The following is a 17,591-nucleotide window of genomic DNA, read 5'->3' as shown; positions in this document are numbered from 1 at the left end:
AGGCTATGGGACCGGACAAGGACAAGGCGGCGGCGCCGCATGGCATGCAGCCGGAGGATACGCCGGAGCTGCGCGCGCTCTACAAGGGCTTCGAGGAAGAGTCGCTGCTGCCGCTCTGGACCCAGCGCGCAGATCTGATGCCCGCGCATCCGTCTCCGAAGGCGGTGCCGCATGTCTGGAAATGGTCGAAGCTGCTGCCGCTTGCGGAGAAATCCGGCGAATTGGTGCCGGTCGGTCGCGGCGGAGAGCGCCGGGCCATCGGCCTGGCCAACCCGGGGCTGGGCGGCAATGCCTATGTCAGCCCGACCATGTGGGCGGCGATCCAGTATCTCGGCCCGAAGGAGACCGCGCCGGAGCATCGACACTCGCAGAACGCCTTCCGCTTCGTCGTCGAGGGCGAGGGGGTCTGGACGGTGGTGAATGGCGATCCGGTGCGAATGAGCCGGGGCGACCTGCTGCTGACGCCCGGATGGCATTTCCACGGCCACCAGAACGTCACCGACAAACCGATGGCCTGGATCGACGGGCTCGATATCCCGTTCTCCCAGCAGAACGATGTCGGCTTCTTCGAATTCGGCCCGGAGAAGGTCAGCGACAGCTCGACGCCGGAATTCTCCCGCGGCGAGCGGCTCTGGTGCCATCCGGGGCTGCGTCCGCTCTCCCGCCTGAAGGCGACGGCGAGTTCGCCGATCGGCGCCTACCGCTGGGCACATACCGACCGGGCGCTCTCCGAACAGCTGAAGCTCGAGGAAGAAGGCTACGATGTCACCGTCGAGAAGGGCCATGCGGCGATCCGCTATGTGAACCCGACCACCGGCGGCGATGTGATGTCGACCATGCGCACCGAGTTTCACCGCCTTCGCGCCGGAACCGAGACGGTGTCGCGCCGCGAGGTTGGCTCGTCCGTCTTCCAGGTGTTCGACGGCACGGGCGCGGTGGTGCTGAACGGCACGGAGCACAAGCTGGAAAAAGGCGACATGTTCGTCGTCCCGTCCTGGATCCAGTGGTCGCTGCAAGCTGAAACCGGCTTTGACCTCTTCCGTTTCTCGGATGCACCGATCATGGAACGGCTGAATTTCGCCCGCGCCGAAGTGGATGGAGTTATCGAGCCGCGCTGACGCCGTCTGCGACACCGTGAGCGGTTGCATTCGGCAATTCCTTCCTGTACCAAGAAGGTTCTTAATGAGAATGACTCTCATTTCGGATTTTCCAGGTGGGTGTGCCCATGCGCTTCGAGCGACTTTCCCGGACGGTTCTGGTCGCGCTGACCGTGACATTGCTCTCGCTCGACGCGGGTGCGGCCGACCTGTCCGGAAAGCGGCTGCTTGTCGAGCTGAACAAGCTTGAACCGGCGGGCGAGGATTGCCGCACCACCTGGGTGCTGAACAACGGTACCGGAACGGATCTGGCCCGGCTGAAACTCGACATCGTCGCTTTCGATACCGACGGGATCGTGGTGCGCCGCGTCGGTGCCGAACTCGGGCCGATCCGTCGCGAGCACACGCGGGTCAAGCTCTTCGATCTCAAATCCATCGACTGCGGCAATGTGGGCCGGATGCTGATGAACGGTGTGCTCGCCTGCGAGGTCGAGGGCGCCGAGGCCGTTTCGCCCGACCATTGTGCCAACAGCCTCGAAACCGCCACGCGGACGACGGTTCCCTTCACCCAGTGAGCGGACGGCGCGCGCCGGTCCCGGGAGTAATGCAATGACGTCAGCTATCGATCAGGTGCGGGGGTTCATGGAAGCGGGCGGGCCGATCATGTATCTGCTCGCGCTTATGTCCGTCCTGGCGACCACTGTTTTCGTCTCCAAGCTGGTTCAGTTCCTGATGCTGCGTCTCTGGAGCGGCGGAGATCGGGACGAAGCGCTCAGGCTGTGGCGCTCGGGACAGAATCGTGCCGCTATTGCGCGACTCGAGGGCGCAGGACACCCCGCCTCGGCAATCGCACGATATGCGATGCAGCTCCGGCTGAGCCGGGAGCTGGACGATGCCGAGATGCGCGAGGAAGTGGAGCGTGTCGCAGGACTTTTTCTCGACCGCCTGTCCTCCGGCCTCAGGTTGCTTTCCGCAATCGCGATGCTGAGCCCGCTGATCGGGCTGCTCGGCACGGTGATCGGCATGATCGACGCCTTCCAGGCGCTTGAAGAGGCCGGCAACAAGGTCGATCCCTCGATCCTCTCGGGTGGCATCTGGGTCGCCCTGCTGACCACGGCAGCCGGGCTCGTCGTCGCCATTCCCGCGACCGCGGCGCACCAGTTGCTCGACGGCATCGTCGAGCGCGCAGGGCGGGCAATGGAAGACGCGGCGACGCAGGTCTTCACCGCCGCGCCGGGTATCGCCGAGGACAAGGTGGCGCGCCATGCGCCGGCATCGGCCGTTCTGCAGGGCGCGGAGTAGGCAGACATGCGCCTCGCAGCGCGGCGGCGGCGTCCTACGGCGGAGATATCTCTCACGCCGCTGATCGACGTGGTCTTCATCCTTCTGGTGTTCTTCATGCTGGCTTCGAGCTTTCTCGACTGGCGATCGATCGGCCTGCAGACGGCCAAGCTCGGTGGCGCGGGCAGTGCGTCCGAGGGTTCTGTGCTGGTAAAGCTGAAGGCCGACGGAGGCTTCCTCGTCTCCGGCGAGAACATGGATCATGCCGGCTTTACCGAGCGGCTGGCGAAGCTGGCCGGGCGCGAGACCAAGCCGAAGATCGTGCTCGAGGCGGAGCGCGGCGTCCCGCTGCAGGCGGTGGTCGACACGGTCGACCAGGCGGCGGCGCAGGGGCTGACCGAGGTGACCCTCGCCAGCCGGCCGGAGCGCTGAGCGATGCGTCTCGTCAAGCCGAAACGGAAATCCGCCGCCGAGAACGTGCTGCCGCTGATCAATGTAGTCTTCCTGCTGCTGATCTTCTTCATGCTGGCGGGAGCGCTGGAGAAAGCGGATCTGCTCGATATCCAGCCGCCGGAGACTCTCGGGACAGACCTGCCCGACGACACCACCGCGATACTCCTCGTGGATGACGACGGTACCCTCTCGTTCCGCGACGAGATCGTCCGGCGCGACGAGATCGTTGCGCGGCTCAAGGCCTGGTTCGTGGAGCATCCTGACGGACGTCTGAAGCTGAAGGCCGATGCCAGGAGTGACGCGGCCGACGTGATCGCGTTGATCGAAGAGCTTCGTTCAGCGGGCCTGAAGGAACTCGGGCTGCTGGCGACGGGGGCGTCATGAGTGCGGTTATCCAGCGGCGCGGGGACATCTCTTCCAAGGTGGCCGGTTTTGCGGTCGCCGTGGCGCTGCATGGCGCGGCGGTCTGGTCGATGGCCGCGTTCCAGGAGCCCGCGACGAGTGCTTTCGATAGCGCGTCGGGCGGACTCACCGTGATGATCGGCGAGGCCGGAGGCGCGCGGGAGATCGGCGAGGTCGGTGCGGCGCAGGCCGAAGGGGTTGTCGAGGGCACGGCCGAGCAGGCGACGCTGGAACAGGCGCCTCCTGTGGAGATGGTCCAAAGCATCACCGACACGACGGTGCCGGTCGAAGCGGCTCCGATCCCGGAGGTTGTGGAGACGGTGGTCGCGGCGACGGTGCCGGCCGAACCTGTGAAGGTCTCTGAGCCGGTTGAACCCGAGCCGGTTGCAGCGGAGCCGGTCGAAGTACCGGTCGTGGAGGCGGAGACCGTCCAGGCAGTCGCGGAACCGGTTGCCCCGGCGCCGATACCCCAGGCGCGGCCGGAGCCGAAGCCGCAGCCCGTCAAGGCGGCGGTCGCGGTCCCACCTCGCCCGGTCAAGGCGGTGGAAGTGGTCGAGGCAAAGGCCGCGAGCCCTGATCCGGCAGTGGAGCCAGCGTCAGAACGGTCGGTTGCGGAGCAGAAGAAGGGATCGGGCGCGGTCTTCGATGCGGCGGCCTCTTCGCCGACCCTCTCGACTGCAGCCGGCACCTTGCAGGCTTCTTCGAGTGGAGGTGGTGCGGCGGGAGCCCGCAAATCCTATCTCGCATCGCTGCAAAGCTGGCTCGAGCGGCATAAGAAGTATCCGCGTGCGGCACGCCTGCGGCGCTATGAGGGAACGGTCCAGTTCCGCTTCCTGATCGACCGCGCCGGCAGTGTGCTCGAGCATTCGATCGTCGAGAGCTCCGGCAAGCGGGTGCTCGACGAGGCTGTCCTGGAACTCCTGAAGCGTGCGGATCCGATGCCCTCGATGCCGCCGGAAATCGCCGGCGCCACGCTCGAACTCACGACATCGATCGATTTCAGACTGCGCTGACGACGGACATCGCGGCAGTCACTGTCATGCGTAAATATGCGCATTACAAATGAGAATGATTTGCATTTACGAAATCACTGCATTATGACATTGATCAACAATGCGGTGGGGAATGCCGCTTCGCGTGATCTGGAATAAGCAGGAGTAGCCGAGTTGTTGGCGGGGACACCCTCGGACAAGCCGGAAGACGGTGAGACCGCTTCCGTTTCGCGATCGGACGGTTCGGATGAGAAAACCCGAATCCATGTGAGCGATCTGATGGGGAACGATCGGGAGGTCTTTCTTCTCTTCAACGGCGCCGAGTACCGGCTCCGCGTCACCAACAACAACAAGCTTATCCTGACGAAATAACCGGATCACCGGGGCGCCGCTCCGGCCTGCAACATCCAGCCACCCAGCCTTTTCGCTAGGCAGCTAACCACCAGCGACCTTCTGACGAAGAGGCTTTCGAATGCGTGTTTATATCGCTGCGGCGGCGTGTATCGCCTCCGCTGTGGCCCTGCCGGCTGATGCCCAGGAGGCCACACGGCTCGACCGGATCGTGGTTTCCGCGGGCAAGGAAAAAGTAGCCATCGAGACTCCGCAATCGGTGTCCGTCGTGGACCAGGAGGACCTGGAAGCGGCGCAGCCGACCACCATCGGCGACGTGCTGACCGACCTTCCGGGCGTGAAGGCGATCGGCTCCGAGCGGGTGCTCGGCGAAAGCTTCAACATCCGCGGTATCGGCTCGCTCGGCTCGGCCGACGAGAACCGGCTGATCGTCCGCGTGGACGGCGCCACGAAGTTCCACGAGCAGTACCGGATGGGCTCCTTCTTCTCGGACCCGGAACTCTACAAGGGCGTCGAAGTCCTGCGCGGTCCGGCCTCCTCGACACTCTATGGTTCCGGTGCGCTCGGCGGAGTCATCGACGTTACGACCAAGGATGCCGCCGACTACCTGAAGGGCGACGACAAGTATGCTTTCCGGCAGAAATTCGAGGCCCACGACAACGAATCCGGTTTCCTGACCTCGAGCATCTTCGCCGCGCGGCCCGTGGACGACCTCGATCTCCTCGGCGCCTTCAACTACCGCCGGGCGGGAGAGTACGAGGATGGTGACGGCAATGCCGTGACCGGCTCGGATTTCGAGGCTCCGTCGGGTCTTCTGAAGGGGACCTACAGGTTCGGTGCGGACAAGGAGCACAAGCTCCGTGCCTCCTACCAGCACTGGGAAACCGAGGACAAGAACGACAATTATTCGCAGACCAATACCTCGCTCAGCTTCGGCTATATCGACCGCGAGGTGCGGGATCAGACCGCGGTTCTGAGCTACGGCTATACGCCGGCGAACAACCCGCTGATCGACCTGGAGGTCCACGGCTCCTATTCGAACACCGAAGTCGACCAGTACAATTCGACCCTGAAGAATGTCAGCACGTCCCAGCTCTTCCAGGACACTTACTACGCCTATGAAACCTGGCAGGCGCGGGTCGAGAACACAGCGTCCTTCAGTGGCGACTCGTTCGAGAACCACCTGATCACGGGCATCAGCACCGCCTATCAGACCCGGACGGCAGACACACCGGTCAGCTCGATCAACACGACCGGCGGGATCGACTTCCATCCGGGTGGCGAGACGGAGCAGTACGGCATCTATGTCCAGGATGAACTGGTGCTCTGGGACAAGCTGACCCTGATCCCGGGCGTGAGGCTCGATCACCAGTCCATCACGCCGACGAGCAGCGTAAGCTTCAGTCAGGATGGAGTCGAGAATACCGCTGTTTCCCCGAAACTGGCGGCGCATTACCAGATGAACCGGAACTGGGGCGTGTTCGGCTCCGTCTCCTACACGGAGCGGCTGCCGGTCCTGGACGAGCTGTTCGATGCCAATAGCGGCAATCTCAATCTCGATCCGGAACAGTCCTTCAACGTCGAGGGCGGCGTCGCCGCGTCCTTCCGCGATGTCGCGATGAAAAGCGATGCCTTCACCGCGAAGACCACGCTGTTCCGCAACGAGGTCGAGAACCTGATCGAGCGCGAGAACACCCGGGCGACCTTCTACAATGTCGGCCAGGCGGAGATCGTCGGCGTCGAGTTCGAAGCGGCCTACGAATCGACGTATTTCTTCTCGCGAGCGGCCTACACCATGATCCGCGGCGAGAACACGGAGACCGACGAGGATCTCAACTCGATCCCGGCCGACGAACTCGTCCTGACCCTGGGCGGGCGGCTTCCCGAGCAGGACCTGAGTTTCGGCTGGCGCGGCGTCTTCGCCGCAGGGCAGGACAAGGTCTCCGGCACCACCCTCACGACCGACGGCTACACGGTGCACAACCTGTTCGCCAGCTGGAAGCCGACGGAAGGCGTCATGGGCGGGACCGAGGTGCGCTTCGGCGTCGAGAACCTGCTCGACAAGAATTATCGCGAACATCTTTCGGGCGACAACGCGGCAGGCCGGACCTTCCGGATCACACTCGCACGCCAGTTCTGAGGAGAGAAACATGACAAGACAATCGGCGGAACAGCTGCTCGCTGAGCTCAATCGCATGAAGGAAGAGGAGGGAGCGGTCCGTGCGCGTACCGCGGCCGCCGCCCTCGGCGTCCCTGAGGCGGCGCTTCTGGAAGCGATGGAGCTCGACGGCGGCGTCCGCCGGTTGTCGGTCTCCGGCATGGAAGTCGTCCCGCTGATCGAGCGCCTCCCGGCCGTCGGCGACGTCATGGTTCTCACGCGCAACGAGTATTGCGTGCACGAGAAGACCGGCGTGTTCGAGAACATGCGCTTCAACACCCATATGGGCTCGGCATTCGGGAAGGAGATCGACCTCCGGATGTTCTTCACCAAATGGGTGACGGGATTCCATGTGGTTGACGAGTCGCCGAAAATGACGCGGCATTCGCTGCAGTTCTTCGACGCGACGGGGACGGCTGCGTTCAAGATCTACGCCGTCAAGGGCACGGATCTGGACGCTTTCGTCGCGCTTGCGGAGGAGTACACGGACCCGTCGCCGAAACCGCTTGAGTTCTCGGCGCCGGAACCAGCAAAGCAGGACAGGCCCGATTCCGAGATCGACGTCGAGGATCTCCGCGGACGCTGGAGCCGTCTCGGCAACGGGCATCAGTTCAACCGGATGCTGGCGGAACTCGGTATCGGGCGTCAGCAGGCACTCCGGCTGGCGGGGCAGGAGTTCGCCCGGCCGGTGCCGGTGACCTCGGTCGAGTACATGCTGAACAGCGTCGCCGAAAGCGGCCTGCCGATCATGTGTTTCGTGCGCGGTCCCGGCTGCGTGCAGGTCCATTCGGGGCCGGTCAAGACCATCAAGCGGGCCGCGGGGTGGCTCAACATCCTCGATCCGCGCTTCAACCTGCATCTGAGGGACGACGCGATCGCCGCCTGCTACCTGGTCTGCAAGACCTCGACGGAAAAGGGGCTGAACATCACCTCGCTCGACAGCTTCGATTCCGACGGAAACGTGATCTGCCAGTTCTTCCCGGTCCGGGAGGAAGGCGCCGAGGAGCCGGAAGCCTGGCTCGATCTGGTCAACGGCTTCGTCACGGGAGCGGCGGCATGAGACGGCTGCCGTTCCTATTCCTCGCCGCGGCACTGCTGCTCGCGGAAGCGGCGCACGCGGACAGCCCGCAGCGGATCGTCTCCGCCGGCGGCGATATCACCGAGATCATATATGCGCTGGGGGCGGGCGACCGGGTGATCGCCGTTGACAGCACCTCGAACCATCCGTCTGAAGCGGTCTCGAAAGAGCAGATCGGCTATATCCGCAGGCTCGCCGCCGAAGGGATTCTCTCCCTGCAGCCGGATCTTCTGATCGCCGCGCATGACGCCGGACCTCCGGCGGCCGTCGAGCAGCTTCGCGCCGCGGGGCTGCGCGTCGAACTGGCGCCGAAGGGGAATACCCCGGAGGGCGTGCTCGAAAAGGTCCGCTTCGTCGGTAAGGCGATTGGCCTTGAGGCCGAGGGCGAGACTCTCGCGCAGCGGGTCGAGAGGGATATGGCCAAGGCCCTCGAAACCGCCAAAGGCTACACCGATACCCCTCGGGTGATCTTCGTCCTGAGCGAACGTGACGGCGCGCCGCTGGTTGCCGGCGCGGAGACATCCGCCGACGCGATCATCGCCCTCGCGGGCGCGTCGAACGCGGCCGAAGGCTTCTCCGGATACAAGCCGATGTCGCAGGAGGCGATCATCGAAGCGGCGCCGGACGTGCTGCTGATGATGTCCCAGACCGTGGAGCGTCTGGGAGGCATCGATGTCATGCTTTCCCGGCCCGAGTTTGCCCTGACGCCGGCCGGCCAGGAGCGCCGCTACGTCGCGATGGATGGCCTGCTTCTGCTCGGCTTCGGCCCCCGTGCGCCGGAGGCGGTGCGCTCGCTCGCCACGGCCTTGCGGGGCGGCTGAACGAAATGTCCGAGACCTCGGCCCTGCCGCGCCACGCGGCGGCGCGATTTGCCGGGATCCCGGTGTTTGCGCTGCTCGGGGCGGCCCTGCTGATCGTCGTTTTCGCCGAACTTGCGCTCGGGCCGGTCAGACTCGGACCGGGTGACTTGCTGGCCGTGCTCCTCGGCGAGGGCGAGCAGGGCCCGAGCGCGATCCTTCTGCAGATCCGCCTGCCGCGCGCCGTGCTCGGTCTCGCGGTCGGGTTCGGTCTCGCGCTCTCGGGCTGCGCGATGCAGGGCGTGCTGCGCAATCCGCTGGCGGATCCCGGCCTGATCGGCGTGACGGCGGGTGCCGCGGTCGGGGCCGTCTCTGTCATCGTGCTCGGAAATTACTTCGTCGGCGACCTGCCGGCCCCGGTCCGACCCTATGCACTTCCGCTCGGCGCCTTCGCCGGAGGGCTGCTCGTCACCGCTTTCGTCTTTTCGCTCTCGCATCTCAGCGGCGGCACCAACGTCGCCATGCTGATCCTCGCCGGTGTCGCGGTGAATGCCATCGCCGGCGCCCTGATCGGCGCCATGGTCTATATCAGCGACGACCAGCAGCTGCGCGATCTGACCTTCTGGTCGATGGGCTCGATCGCTTCCGGCAACTGGATGCAGGTCTCGGTCACCACGATGCTGGCACTAGCGGCGGCACTAGGTCTGCTGACCATGGGCCGTTCCCTCGATCTTTTCCAGCTTGGCGAGCGCGCGGCCTTCCACGCCGGGATCGATATCGAGCGTGAGAAATGGCGCATCGCCCTGATGACCGCGATCGCGGTCGGCGCGGTGACGGCGGCGGCGGGGCCGATCGGCTTCATCGGCCTGGTCGCGCCGCACATGGCGCGGCTGATCGTCGGCCCGGCGCACCGCAACGTGCTGCCGGCGGCCGCCCTCATTGGCGGGGCCCTGATCCTCGGCGCCGATCTGGCGGTCCGGCTCGCCGTGCCGCCGACCGAGCCGCCGATCGGGCTTGCCACCAGCATGATCGGCGGGCCGTTCTTCCTCTGGCTGCTGATGCGGCGCCTGAAAAGGGGAGGTTTCTGATGCTGGAGGCCCAGGGGATCTGGCACGGCTTCGGGTCAACCGAGGTGCTGCGGGACGTCAGCGTCAAGGTGCGGCCCGGAGAGATGGTCGCGCTCTGCGGACCGAACGGGGCCGGGAAATCGACATTGCTCGCGGTCATGGCCGGGGACTACGCGCCGCAGCAGGGTCTGGTGCATATCGACGGGCAGAGTGTCACCGGCCTTCCGCCGGACGTGCTCGCTCGCCGCCGCGCCGTTCTGGAGCAGACGCCGACCCTGAGCGCGGCCTTCACGGTGCGCGAGCTTCTGGCGCTCGGCATTCCGCGCGACGTGCCGCCGGAGCGGGCCAACCTGCTGATCAGTGAAACCCTGCGCGATGTGTCCCTTCTCGATCGCGCCGACGACAATTGCCTGATCCTGTCCGGAGGCCAGCGCCACAGGGCGCATCTGGCGCGCGTCCTGGTCCAGCTTGCGGCCTCGGATAGGGCCTGCGGCTACCTGATGCTGGACGAGCCGACCGCCAGCCTCGACATCGCGCATCAGATCGCCACCATGCGGATCGCCCGCCGCGCGGCGCGGCTGGGGGAGGGCGTGCTCGTGGTGCTGCACGACCTCAACCTCGCCGCCGCCTTCGCCGACCGGGTGGTGCTGATGCATCGGGGGCGCGTTGTCGCGGACGGGACGGGGACGGACGTCTTCACAGCCGCGCGGCTGAGCGCCATCTATGAAACCGAGATTGTCGTGGAAGAGGCCATGGACGGCCGCCCGCGTATCGTGCCGGTCTACGATCCGGACACGCATCCGGCCCAAAGGGCCTGAACGTCAGAGGAGAGACGCATGTATATCGCCATGAACCGGTTCAAGGTCCTGAAGGGATCGGAACAGGATTTCGAGACCGTCTGGAAGACGCGGGACAGCCAGTTGAACCAGGTCCCGGGTTTCGTCGAGTTCCGCCTGCTCAAGGGGCCGGAGGCGGAGGATCACACGCTCTATGCCTCGCACACGCTCTGGAAGGACTACGACTCCTTCGTCGCCTGGACCAAGTCCGAGCATTTCCGCAAGGCGCACGCCAATGCCGGCAACAACAAGCCGCTCTATGCGGGTCACCCGCAGTTCGAGGGTTTCGAAACGGTGCAGAAGCTCTGAGGCCTCACGTGACCGATCTATTGAGAACGGCGTCCGAAAGCAGGTCCCGGACGCCGTTCCATGCTGGTCTCGGCGCCTCCGCCAGTCGCGAGACATTTCAATCGATTTGATCCGGCCTGCGGGGTTCTTCCAAACCCGATCTCAGGCGCTATGATTGCGGCAACGAGCGCCTGACGGCGCGCCTCAAGTCAGAGTGTCCATGACGGATCAGGCTGCCAATCCTCAAGTTCTCCTGCAACGCGCGACGAGTGCGCATGGCGCGGGAAATCTCGTTGAGGCCGAAAGGCTTTACCGACAGATTTTGTCAGAGCAGCCGGGGCAGCCGGTAGCGCTTTATCTGTTGGGCGTCGTGGCGCTTCAGGTGGGGCGGCCAGACGTCGCGGCGGATCTCATCGGGCAATCGCTCCAGCGCCAGCCTGCAAACGCGGAGGCCCACTATAACCTTGGCAATGCCTATCGTAGGCTCAGGCGCGACACCGATGCAGAACGCTGCTTTCGGGAAGCGATCCGTCTGCAGCCCGATTATGCCTCGGCGCATTACAATCTTGGCATTATGCAACACGAAGCGGGGTCGCTAGAGGCCGCGGAACGCAGTTTCGAGGCCGCTGTTCGGCATGCGCCGGGACTTGGTCTGGCGTGGTGTAGCCTCGGTATGGTGCTCGACAAACTGGGGCGGACCGATGCCGCGGTCGCGGCATACCGGACCGGTTTGGAAGCCACACCAGCATTGGCCGAGGGACATAATAATCTCGGCAATCTGTTGACCAATCTTGGCCGCAACGAGGAAGCGCTGGCCTGTTACCGCACCGCGCTTTCGGCAAATCCGATATTTGTTGCGGCCTATCGCAATCTCGGGACCAGGCTGCAGGCCTCAGGAGCGAAGGACGACGCGGTAATGCCTTTCCGCCGGGCCCTTCTCATCGAGCCTGGTTCAGCTGAAAACTGCTACAATTTCGGCACCCTTCTGCAACGGGCCGAAACCGGTATCTCATGGCTCCGGCGGGCCCTTGCGATACGGCCGAAATACGCGGCCGCCGGATACAATCTCGGGACGGCCTATTTGGCGAAAAGGGCCCTAGAGGAGGCAAGGCGAACCTTTTTGGAGGTGGTCGCGGCAACGCCGGAACACGCCAAGGCCTGGGGGAATCTCGGGGCGGTAGCACAGAAGCAAGGCGAATTGTTTCTGGCGAAGGACTTATATCGCAAGGCAATCTGCCTGGCGCCGGCGGAACTCAGCGCGCTGGTTAATATGATCGCTGTCCTGCGGGACATGCAGGATCTTGATGGCGCAATCAAACTGGCGCAGGCCGGACTTTCTGTTGATCCTCTCTCCCCGGCCCTTATGGGGGCGCATGGTATGGCCTGGCAGGCAAAAGGTGATAGCCGGGCCGAGCCAATCTTGCGTCGTGCGATTATCGCGGCGCCCGATGAAGCTCCCCAGTATTTGAACCTGAGTCTGACACAGATCGAAAAACAGAAGATCTGTGATGCGGAGGTTCCCTTGCGCAGGGCCCAGATGATCGCCCCGGATGAAGCACTTGTTCTTGCGCGTCTTGGGCTTTATCTCGCCGACTTGGCCTGTTTCGATGAGGCCTTCGCGTTATCCACGCGTGCTGTCGAGCGACAGCCTCATAATCCCGAAATCCATAAAATGCTCCTTTTTTTCCTGCAATACATCCCGGGCTTGGAGATAGAGCGCTACCTGTCGGCTTATAAGCGTTTCGATGCGGAAATCGGCGGCCCCCTTCGGAGCCGGTGGCAACCTCATCCGAACTGCCGGGATCCAGATAAGCGTCTTAAGATCGGATATGTCGGTGGTTCTTTTCAGCGACACTCGAGCACGAGCTTTTTTCTGCCTTTGCTTCAGCACCACGATCACGGCAAGTTCGAGATTTACAGTTATGCGTACCATTCGGATCGCGCGGATAATCTCACCGAGCAGATGCGCGGGTTCTCGGATCATTGGGTTCCGACCTTCGGCATAGGTGATCGCGAATTGGCGGATCGGATCCGTGCCGACGGGATTGATATTCTTGTCGATCTTTGTGGGCACACCAAGGCCAGCAGATTGAATGTCTTCGCTGAGAAACCTGCTCCGGTTTCCTTTCATTGGCTCGACCATGGAGTGACCACCGGCCTCACGGCGATTGACTATTTTCTCGGCGATCCGGTCTTCACGCCAGAGGGCTCGGACGGATTATTCTCCGAAAAGATCTGGAACCTTCCGCATACGGTGTTCCCGTATACACCGCTGGACAAGGACCTGCCTCTGACGCCATCCCCAGTCTTGAAGAACGGCTATGTGACGTTCGGGGCAATTGCGCGGTCTATTAAAATCAACGATCAAGTCGTCAGGGTGTGGTCCGAGCTTATGATGCGCTCGCCAGATTCGCACTTCGCTCTGTTCAGCCAGTCGTGCCGCGACCCCAAGATACGTGAGGAACTGATCCAACGTTTCGAGAAATGCGGGGTCGAACGGGAGCGCATGACGGTCGATTTCTGCCCCCGTGTCCTTGATGCTCACGCGCAGATCGACATCATGCTTGATACAATCCCTCACTGTGCAGGAGTCACGTTCTGCGAGTGCCTCTATATGGGAATGCCGGCGGTGACCTTACGTGGGAAACCCGCGATAGGAACGCTCGGCAGCTCGATGTTGACCCAGCTAGGGCATCCGGAATGGATCGCCGAAACCGAGGACGACTACGTTCGCATTGCGTGCGACCTCGCTTCCGACATCGAGAGGCTGGCATATCTGCGACAGACCCTGCGGCAGGAGATGGAGCGGTCGCCGCTAATGGACGGTCCCGCATTCGCGCGCGATTTCGAGGCAGCCTGCCGCGCGATGTGGGCAAAGTGGTGCGCCATCGAGTAGCCGCGCGTGCTGCGCCTTCGCTGCTGTATTGAATATGCGTTGAATTTTATATTTATCCCGTCTGTTGGCGACGGCTTTTTAACTTATCCTTGCTTTAATAAAGAGAGCCGTTGAGCCGAACTTGAATTTCGTCAGGTTTTAGTGAATACGGTCGCTAGGTATTTCGAATCGGCAATACTAATTTTCTCGGGTGGGGTTTCGTGAAGAACATCAATCTGTCGACCAAGATCCCGGCGCTTGTCGGGATCGCGACGGCGCTTTCGATCTTGGTGGTTGCTTCTTTCAGCTATTTCCAGTCCGCGCGGCAAATGGAAGAGCGGGCGGTGGCCCAACTCGAGGCCATGTCGGTGGCACGTGTTGCCGCGCTCCGGACCCTGCTGGATTCCATCCGTGACGACCTGCAGATCGTTGCCGCCAATACCGGGACCGACAAGGCGCTGAACGGGTTCAAGTTCGGGTTCCGCCTGTTCGCGCGCAAGGGCAATCCGACAGAGACGCTGCAGAAGCTCTATATCGAGGACAATCCGAATCCGCCCGGCAGCAAGCAACTGCTCGACAAGGCCGAGGACGATTCTGGATACACGAAATATCACCTGGAAAACCACCCGTGGTTCCGCAAGCTGGCCGAGGATCGCGGCTATGCCGACGTGATGCTGATCGATAACGAAGGCAACATCGTCTACAGCGTGCTGAAGGACCAGGATTTCGCGACCAATCTTGTCGAAGGCCCCTGGAAGGACACGGAACTGGCCGGAACGGTCGCCACGCTGGCTGAGAACCCGGAGCCCGGCCGGGTCGTGATGACCGATTTCCATCCCTACGAGCCGCGCGGCGGCGCGCCGACGGCCTTTATTGCGACGCCGATCTTTGTCCGCGACGAATTCGCGGGCAGCCTGGTTTTTCATATCCCCGACGGCCTGATCGACCGGCTGATGCGCGATACCGCAGGAATGGGCGCGACGGGCGAGACGATTCTGGTCGGCGCCGACGGCCTGCTGCGCAGCTCCTCCCGGATTTCCGGCGCGGAAGCCATATTGCAGGCCAAAGCAGAGACTGAGGCTACGGATCGTGCCCTCGCTGGCGAGGAAGGTACCGTCAAGGGTGCGAACTATCTCGGGACCGCGGTCTATACCGTGTACAAGCCGCTCGAGTTCGCGGGGGTCAAGTGGGCGGTGCTCGGCGAGATGAGCGAGGCCGAAATCCTAGGCCCGGTGCGTGAAATGCGGAACATCCTCGCGATCGTCGGTGCGGTGATGTTCGTTCTCCTGGCAGGTATCGGCTATACCACGGCCCGGAATGCGTTGCGGCCGGTCGTACAGATGACGGGGGTCATGAACGAACTCTCCCACGGCAATCTCGAGGTCGAGATCCCCGGTGCCGGACGTGGCGACGAGATCGGCGAGATGGCCGGGGCCGTCGAGGTTTTCCGCGAGAACATGGTCCGCAACGAGGAAATGAAGGCGGAGCAGGAGCGCTCCCAGCAGCGCCGCGAGGCCCGGGCAAAGAAGATCGAGGAGATCACCCAGAACTTCGACAAGGCCGTGAGCGAGGCGCTCCGCAGCGTCGCCAGCGCGACCACGGAACTCGATTCAACCGCCCAGTCCATGGCGGGGATTGCCGAGAATACCCAGTCCCAGGCGGATTCCGTTGCCGCCGCGTCGAGCGAGGCTTCTTCGAACGTGGATATGGTGGCGGCCGCGGCCGAGCAGCTTGCGTCCTCGATCCGGGAGATCGGCCAGCAGGTGAGCGAGTCCACTCGGATCAGCGCCGAGGCTTCGGAACAGGCGGAGCATACGCGGGAATCCGTGGTCGGGCTCGATCAGGCGGCGCAGAAGGTCGGCGAGATCGTCGGCCTCATCAACGACATCGCCGAACAGACCAACCTGCTTGCCCTGAATGCGACCATCGAGGCCGCGCGCGCCGGCGAGGCGGGCAAGGGCTTTGCCGTGGTGGCAAGCGAGGTGAAGAATCTCGCCAACCAGACCGCCAAGGCGACCGAGGACATCACGACGCAGATTTCCGCCATGCAGTCGGAGACCGCAAGCGCGGTGAACGCGATCCGGACCATCACGGAGACCGTGGCCCGGGTGAGCGAGATCGCGACCGGCATCGCCTCGGCGGTGGAGGAGCAGAACTCGGCGACCTCGGAGATCAGCCGCAACGTTCAGGAGGCCGCGCAGGGCACGCAGATGGTGTCCGCGAACATCTCCTCGATGACCGAGGGAGCGCAGGAAACCGGCACCGCGGCAAGCCAGGTGCTGCAGACCGCCCGCGAGGTGGCACAGCAGTCCAATTCGCTGAACGAGACCGTGCGCCGCTTCCTCGACGAGGTACGCAACGCCTAAATAGGAGGGCGTCCGGCGGCTACTTCGCCTCGAGCCGTTCCAGGAACCAGCCGAGCAGGCGGCGCCAGAGTTCGTCGCCGAGCGCGGCGCCCTCGATGTTCGTGTCGAGGTTCGGGTTGTCGTTGACCTCGATGACGAAGACCCCGTCGGCATTCTGCTTCAGATCGACTCCGTAGAGGCCGTCGCCCATCATGGCGGCGGCCTTGACCGCGACATCCACCACTTCTGCGGGTGCCTGCTCTACCGGCATGGTCTTGAAGCCGCCCTCGTCGAACTTGCCGTCCGCCTTGTGGTGTACGATCTGCCAGTGCTTGCGAGCCATCAGGTACTGGCTCACATAGAGCGGCTTGCCGCCGAGCACGCCGACCCGCCAGTCGAAATCGGTCGGCATGAATTCCTGCGCCAGCAGCAGGTCGGTCTTATGGAACAGATCGGTGCAGAGCGAGGTCAGCGCGTCCAGGTCGTTGACCTTGTGAACGCCGCGGCTGAAGGAGCCGTCCGGAATCTTCACGACCATCGGAAAGCCGATCGTTTCGGCCGCCTTCGTGAGGCCGCCGGCGGAAGCCATGACGATCGATTTCGGGATCGGCAGCTTTGCCGCTTCCATCATTTCCTTGAGGTACACCTTGTTGGTGCAGCGGATCATCGACATCGTGTCGTCGATCACCGGCATGCCTTCCTGCTCGGCCCGGCGGGCGAAGCGGAAAGTATGATCGTTGACCGACGTTGTTTCCCGGATGAAGAGGGCATCGAATTCGGCGACGCGCGGCAGATCCTTCTGCTGGATCGGTTCGACTTCGATCCCCATCTTGGCGCCGACAGATGCCAGCCGTTTCAGGGAACTGATCTGGGTCGGCGGCATGGCCTCCTTCGGATTGTGCAGGACCGCGAGGCTCCAGCGCAGAGGAGTCTTCGATTTCGGTCCCGACCAGGACCGCCGGCAATGGGCCGCCATCGCCTGGGTGAAGAATTCCCTGTCTTCCGTCGTCAGGCCTTTCGGGGAGACCGGTTTCAGGCTCTTGATCCGGGTCCATTCGCCGGTATCGACCTCGACCGCGATCATCGGGCAGCGGAACCAGTCGAACAGCAACCGGGCGAATTTCTCGTATCCCGCGACGGACGGCCGGCCGAAGGCGACCAGCAGGGTAAAGCTCTCCTGTTCGGGCTCGGTTTTGCGGTTGCGGTCCCGGTTGATGGCCTCTTCCAGTTCCGGAAGCGCCGAGGCGTACAGTCCCTTGCGGGACAGTTCGAGCATGGTCTGGACCGTCGGGATCACCCGGTGGCCGCGCGCTTCGGCCAGCAACGAGGCGTAGTAGCCCGCACTCTGATAGGCGTAGCTGCGCGCCAGGTTGATGACCACGGGCCGGAGGCCGTCGAAGAGCCCGGCCGCCGACAGGTAATCGCGGACCGACAGCACCTTGTGCGGCGTGTCGGTATGGTCGATGTCCTTGCGGCTCTCGGTAAGAATCAGCCAGTCCGTCACTGTTTCTCATCCTTTCGTACGATAATCGCCGCACGGAGCCTGCCCCGGCCCCAGCGCGCCATTCGGC

At 63.6% G+C, this 17,591-nt stretch carries 16 protein-coding genes; 15 read left to right on the top strand and 1 reads right to left on the bottom strand.

Features of this window, described 5'->3' with window-relative positions; translation table 11 throughout:
* Nucleotides 1-5 precede the first annotated feature (5 nt).
* The 15 genes from JJ959_RS10600 (at nt 6) to JJ959_RS10530 (ending at nt 16,041) form a co-directional block, all read left to right on the top strand.
* Entirely contained in the window at nt 6-1,118 is a 1,113-nt protein-coding gene (locus JJ959_RS10600; protein ID WP_292883215.1) for a cupin domain-containing protein, read from the top strand.
* A gap of 95 nt (nt 1,119-1,213) precedes the next feature.
* Entirely contained in the window at nt 1,214-1,672 is a 459-nt protein-coding gene (locus JJ959_RS10595; RefSeq protein WP_292883213.1) for a hypothetical protein, read from the top strand.
* Nucleotides 1,673-1,706: 34 nt separating this feature from the next.
* Nucleotides 1,707-2,399: a MotA/TolQ/ExbB proton channel family protein gene (locus JJ959_RS10590; RefSeq protein WP_292883210.1), complete on the top strand. Its 693-nt coding sequence runs from the start codon at nt 1,707-1,709 to the stop codon at nt 2,397-2,399.
* 6 nt (nt 2,400-2,405) lie between these two features.
* Entirely contained in the window at nt 2,406-2,810 is a 405-nt protein-coding gene (locus JJ959_RS10585; RefSeq protein ID WP_292883208.1) for a biopolymer transporter ExbD, read from the top strand.
* 3 nt (nt 2,811-2,813) lie between these two features.
* Nucleotides 2,814-3,215: a biopolymer transporter ExbD gene (locus tag JJ959_RS10580; RefSeq protein WP_292883206.1), complete on the top strand. Its 402-nt coding sequence runs from the start codon at nt 2,814-2,816 to the stop codon at nt 3,213-3,215.
* Nucleotides 3,212-4,246, top strand: coding sequence for an energy transducer TonB (locus tag JJ959_RS10575; protein ID WP_292883203.1), 1,035 nt, complete (start codon nt 3,212-3,214; stop codon nt 4,244-4,246). The genes JJ959_RS10580 and JJ959_RS10575 overlap by 4 nt, the downstream gene beginning before the upstream one ends.
* A gap of 240 nt (nt 4,247-4,486) precedes the next feature.
* Entirely contained in the window at nt 4,487-4,597 is a 111-nt protein-coding gene (gene hemP, locus JJ959_RS10570; RefSeq protein ID WP_319024859.1) for a hemin uptake protein HemP, read from the top strand.
* Nucleotides 4,598-4,697: 100 nt separating this feature from the next.
* A complete protein-coding gene (locus JJ959_RS10565) occupies nt 4,698-6,716 on the top strand; it encodes a TonB-dependent receptor (protein ID WP_292883201.1) in 2,019 nt (672 codons plus the stop codon).
* A 10-nt stretch (nt 6,717-6,726) separates the two neighbouring features.
* Nucleotides 6,727-7,794, top strand: a complete 1,068-nt coding sequence (locus JJ959_RS10560; protein ID WP_292883198.1) for a ChuX/HutX family heme-like substrate-binding protein — start codon at nt 6,727-6,729, stop codon at nt 7,792-7,794.
* On the top strand, nt 7,791-8,633 hold the full coding sequence (locus JJ959_RS10555) for an ABC transporter substrate-binding protein (protein ID WP_292883195.1): 843 nt from the start codon (nt 7,791-7,793) through the stop codon (nt 8,631-8,633). The genes JJ959_RS10560 and JJ959_RS10555 overlap by 4 nt, the downstream gene beginning before the upstream one ends.
* A 5-nt stretch (nt 8,634-8,638) precedes the next feature.
* Nucleotides 8,639-9,697, top strand: a complete 1,059-nt coding sequence (locus JJ959_RS10550) for an iron ABC transporter permease (protein WP_292883192.1) — start codon at nt 8,639-8,641, stop codon at nt 9,695-9,697.
* Nucleotides 9,697-10,494: a heme ABC transporter ATP-binding protein gene (locus JJ959_RS10545; protein ID WP_292883189.1), complete on the top strand. Its 798-nt coding sequence runs from the start codon at nt 9,697-9,699 to the stop codon at nt 10,492-10,494. Before JJ959_RS10550 ends, JJ959_RS10545 begins: the two co-directional genes overlap by 1 nt.
* Before the next feature lie 18 nt (nt 10,495-10,512).
* Nucleotides 10,513-10,821: an antibiotic biosynthesis monooxygenase gene (locus JJ959_RS10540; protein ID WP_292883187.1), complete on the top strand. Its 309-nt coding sequence runs from the start codon at nt 10,513-10,515 to the stop codon at nt 10,819-10,821.
* Between the two features lie 199 nt (nt 10,822-11,020).
* Complete coding sequence (locus JJ959_RS10535) at nt 11,021-13,696, top strand: tetratricopeptide repeat protein (RefSeq protein WP_292883184.1); 2,676 nt, start codon at nt 11,021-11,023, stop codon at nt 13,694-13,696.
* A gap of 200 nt (nt 13,697-13,896) precedes the next feature.
* A complete protein-coding gene (locus JJ959_RS10530) occupies nt 13,897-16,041 on the top strand; it encodes a methyl-accepting chemotaxis protein (RefSeq protein WP_292883181.1) in 2,145 nt (714 codons plus the stop codon).
* Nucleotides 16,042-16,060: 19 nt separating this feature from the next.
* Here JJ959_RS10530 and JJ959_RS10525 read toward each other — a convergent pair whose 3' ends face one another.
* Complete coding sequence (locus JJ959_RS10525; RefSeq protein ID WP_292883178.1) at nt 16,061-17,524, bottom strand: RimK family protein; 1,464 nt, start codon at nt 17,522-17,524, stop codon at nt 16,061-16,063.
* Nucleotides 17,525-17,591 lie beyond the last annotated feature (67 nt).

It is taken from the genome of Nisaea sp., assembly GCF_017640745.1.
In the GTDB taxonomy this organism is placed as follows: Bacteria; Pseudomonadota; Alphaproteobacteria; order Thalassobaculales; family Thalassobaculaceae; genus Nisaea.
This window is presented reverse-complemented; position numbering and strand designations above follow the sequence as displayed.

Excerpts from the sequence above, each read along its gene's own strand:
- JJ959_RS10580 (WP_292883206.1), top strand. The coding sequence starts at position 2,814 with ATGCGTCTCGTCAAGCCGAAACGGAAATCCGCCGCCGAGAACGTGCTG.
- JJ959_RS10600 (WP_292883215.1), top strand. The coding sequence starts at position 6 with ATGGGACCGGACAAGGACAAGGCGGCGGCGCCGCATGGCATGCAGCCG.
- JJ959_RS10575 (WP_292883203.1), top strand. The coding sequence starts at position 3,212 with ATGAGTGCGGTTATCCAGCGGCGCGGGGACATCTCTTCCAAGGTGGCC.
- JJ959_RS10560 (WP_292883198.1), top strand. The coding sequence starts at position 6,727 with ATGACAAGACAATCGGCGGAACAGCTGCTCGCTGAGCTCAATCGCATG.
- JJ959_RS10590 (WP_292883210.1), top strand. The coding sequence starts at position 1,707 with ATGACGTCAGCTATCGATCAGGTGCGGGGGTTCATGGAAGCGGGCGGG.
- JJ959_RS10540 (WP_292883187.1), top strand. The coding sequence starts at position 10,513 with ATGTATATCGCCATGAACCGGTTCAAGGTCCTGAAGGGATCGGAACAG.
- JJ959_RS10555 (WP_292883195.1), top strand. The coding sequence starts at position 7,791 with ATGAGACGGCTGCCGTTCCTATTCCTCGCCGCGGCACTGCTGCTCGCG.
- JJ959_RS10535 (WP_292883184.1), top strand. The coding sequence starts at position 11,021 with ATGACGGATCAGGCTGCCAATCCTCAAGTTCTCCTGCAACGCGCGACG.
- JJ959_RS10585 (WP_292883208.1), top strand. The coding sequence starts at position 2,406 with ATGCGCCTCGCAGCGCGGCGGCGGCGTCCTACGGCGGAGATATCTCTC.
- JJ959_RS10565 (WP_292883201.1), top strand. The coding sequence starts at position 4,698 with ATGCGTGTTTATATCGCTGCGGCGGCGTGTATCGCCTCCGCTGTGGCC.
- JJ959_RS10545 (WP_292883189.1), top strand. The coding sequence starts at position 9,697 with ATGCTGGAGGCCCAGGGGATCTGGCACGGCTTCGGGTCAACCGAGGTG.
- JJ959_RS10550 (WP_292883192.1), top strand. The coding sequence starts at position 8,639 with ATGTCCGAGACCTCGGCCCTGCCGCGCCACGCGGCGGCGCGATTTGCC.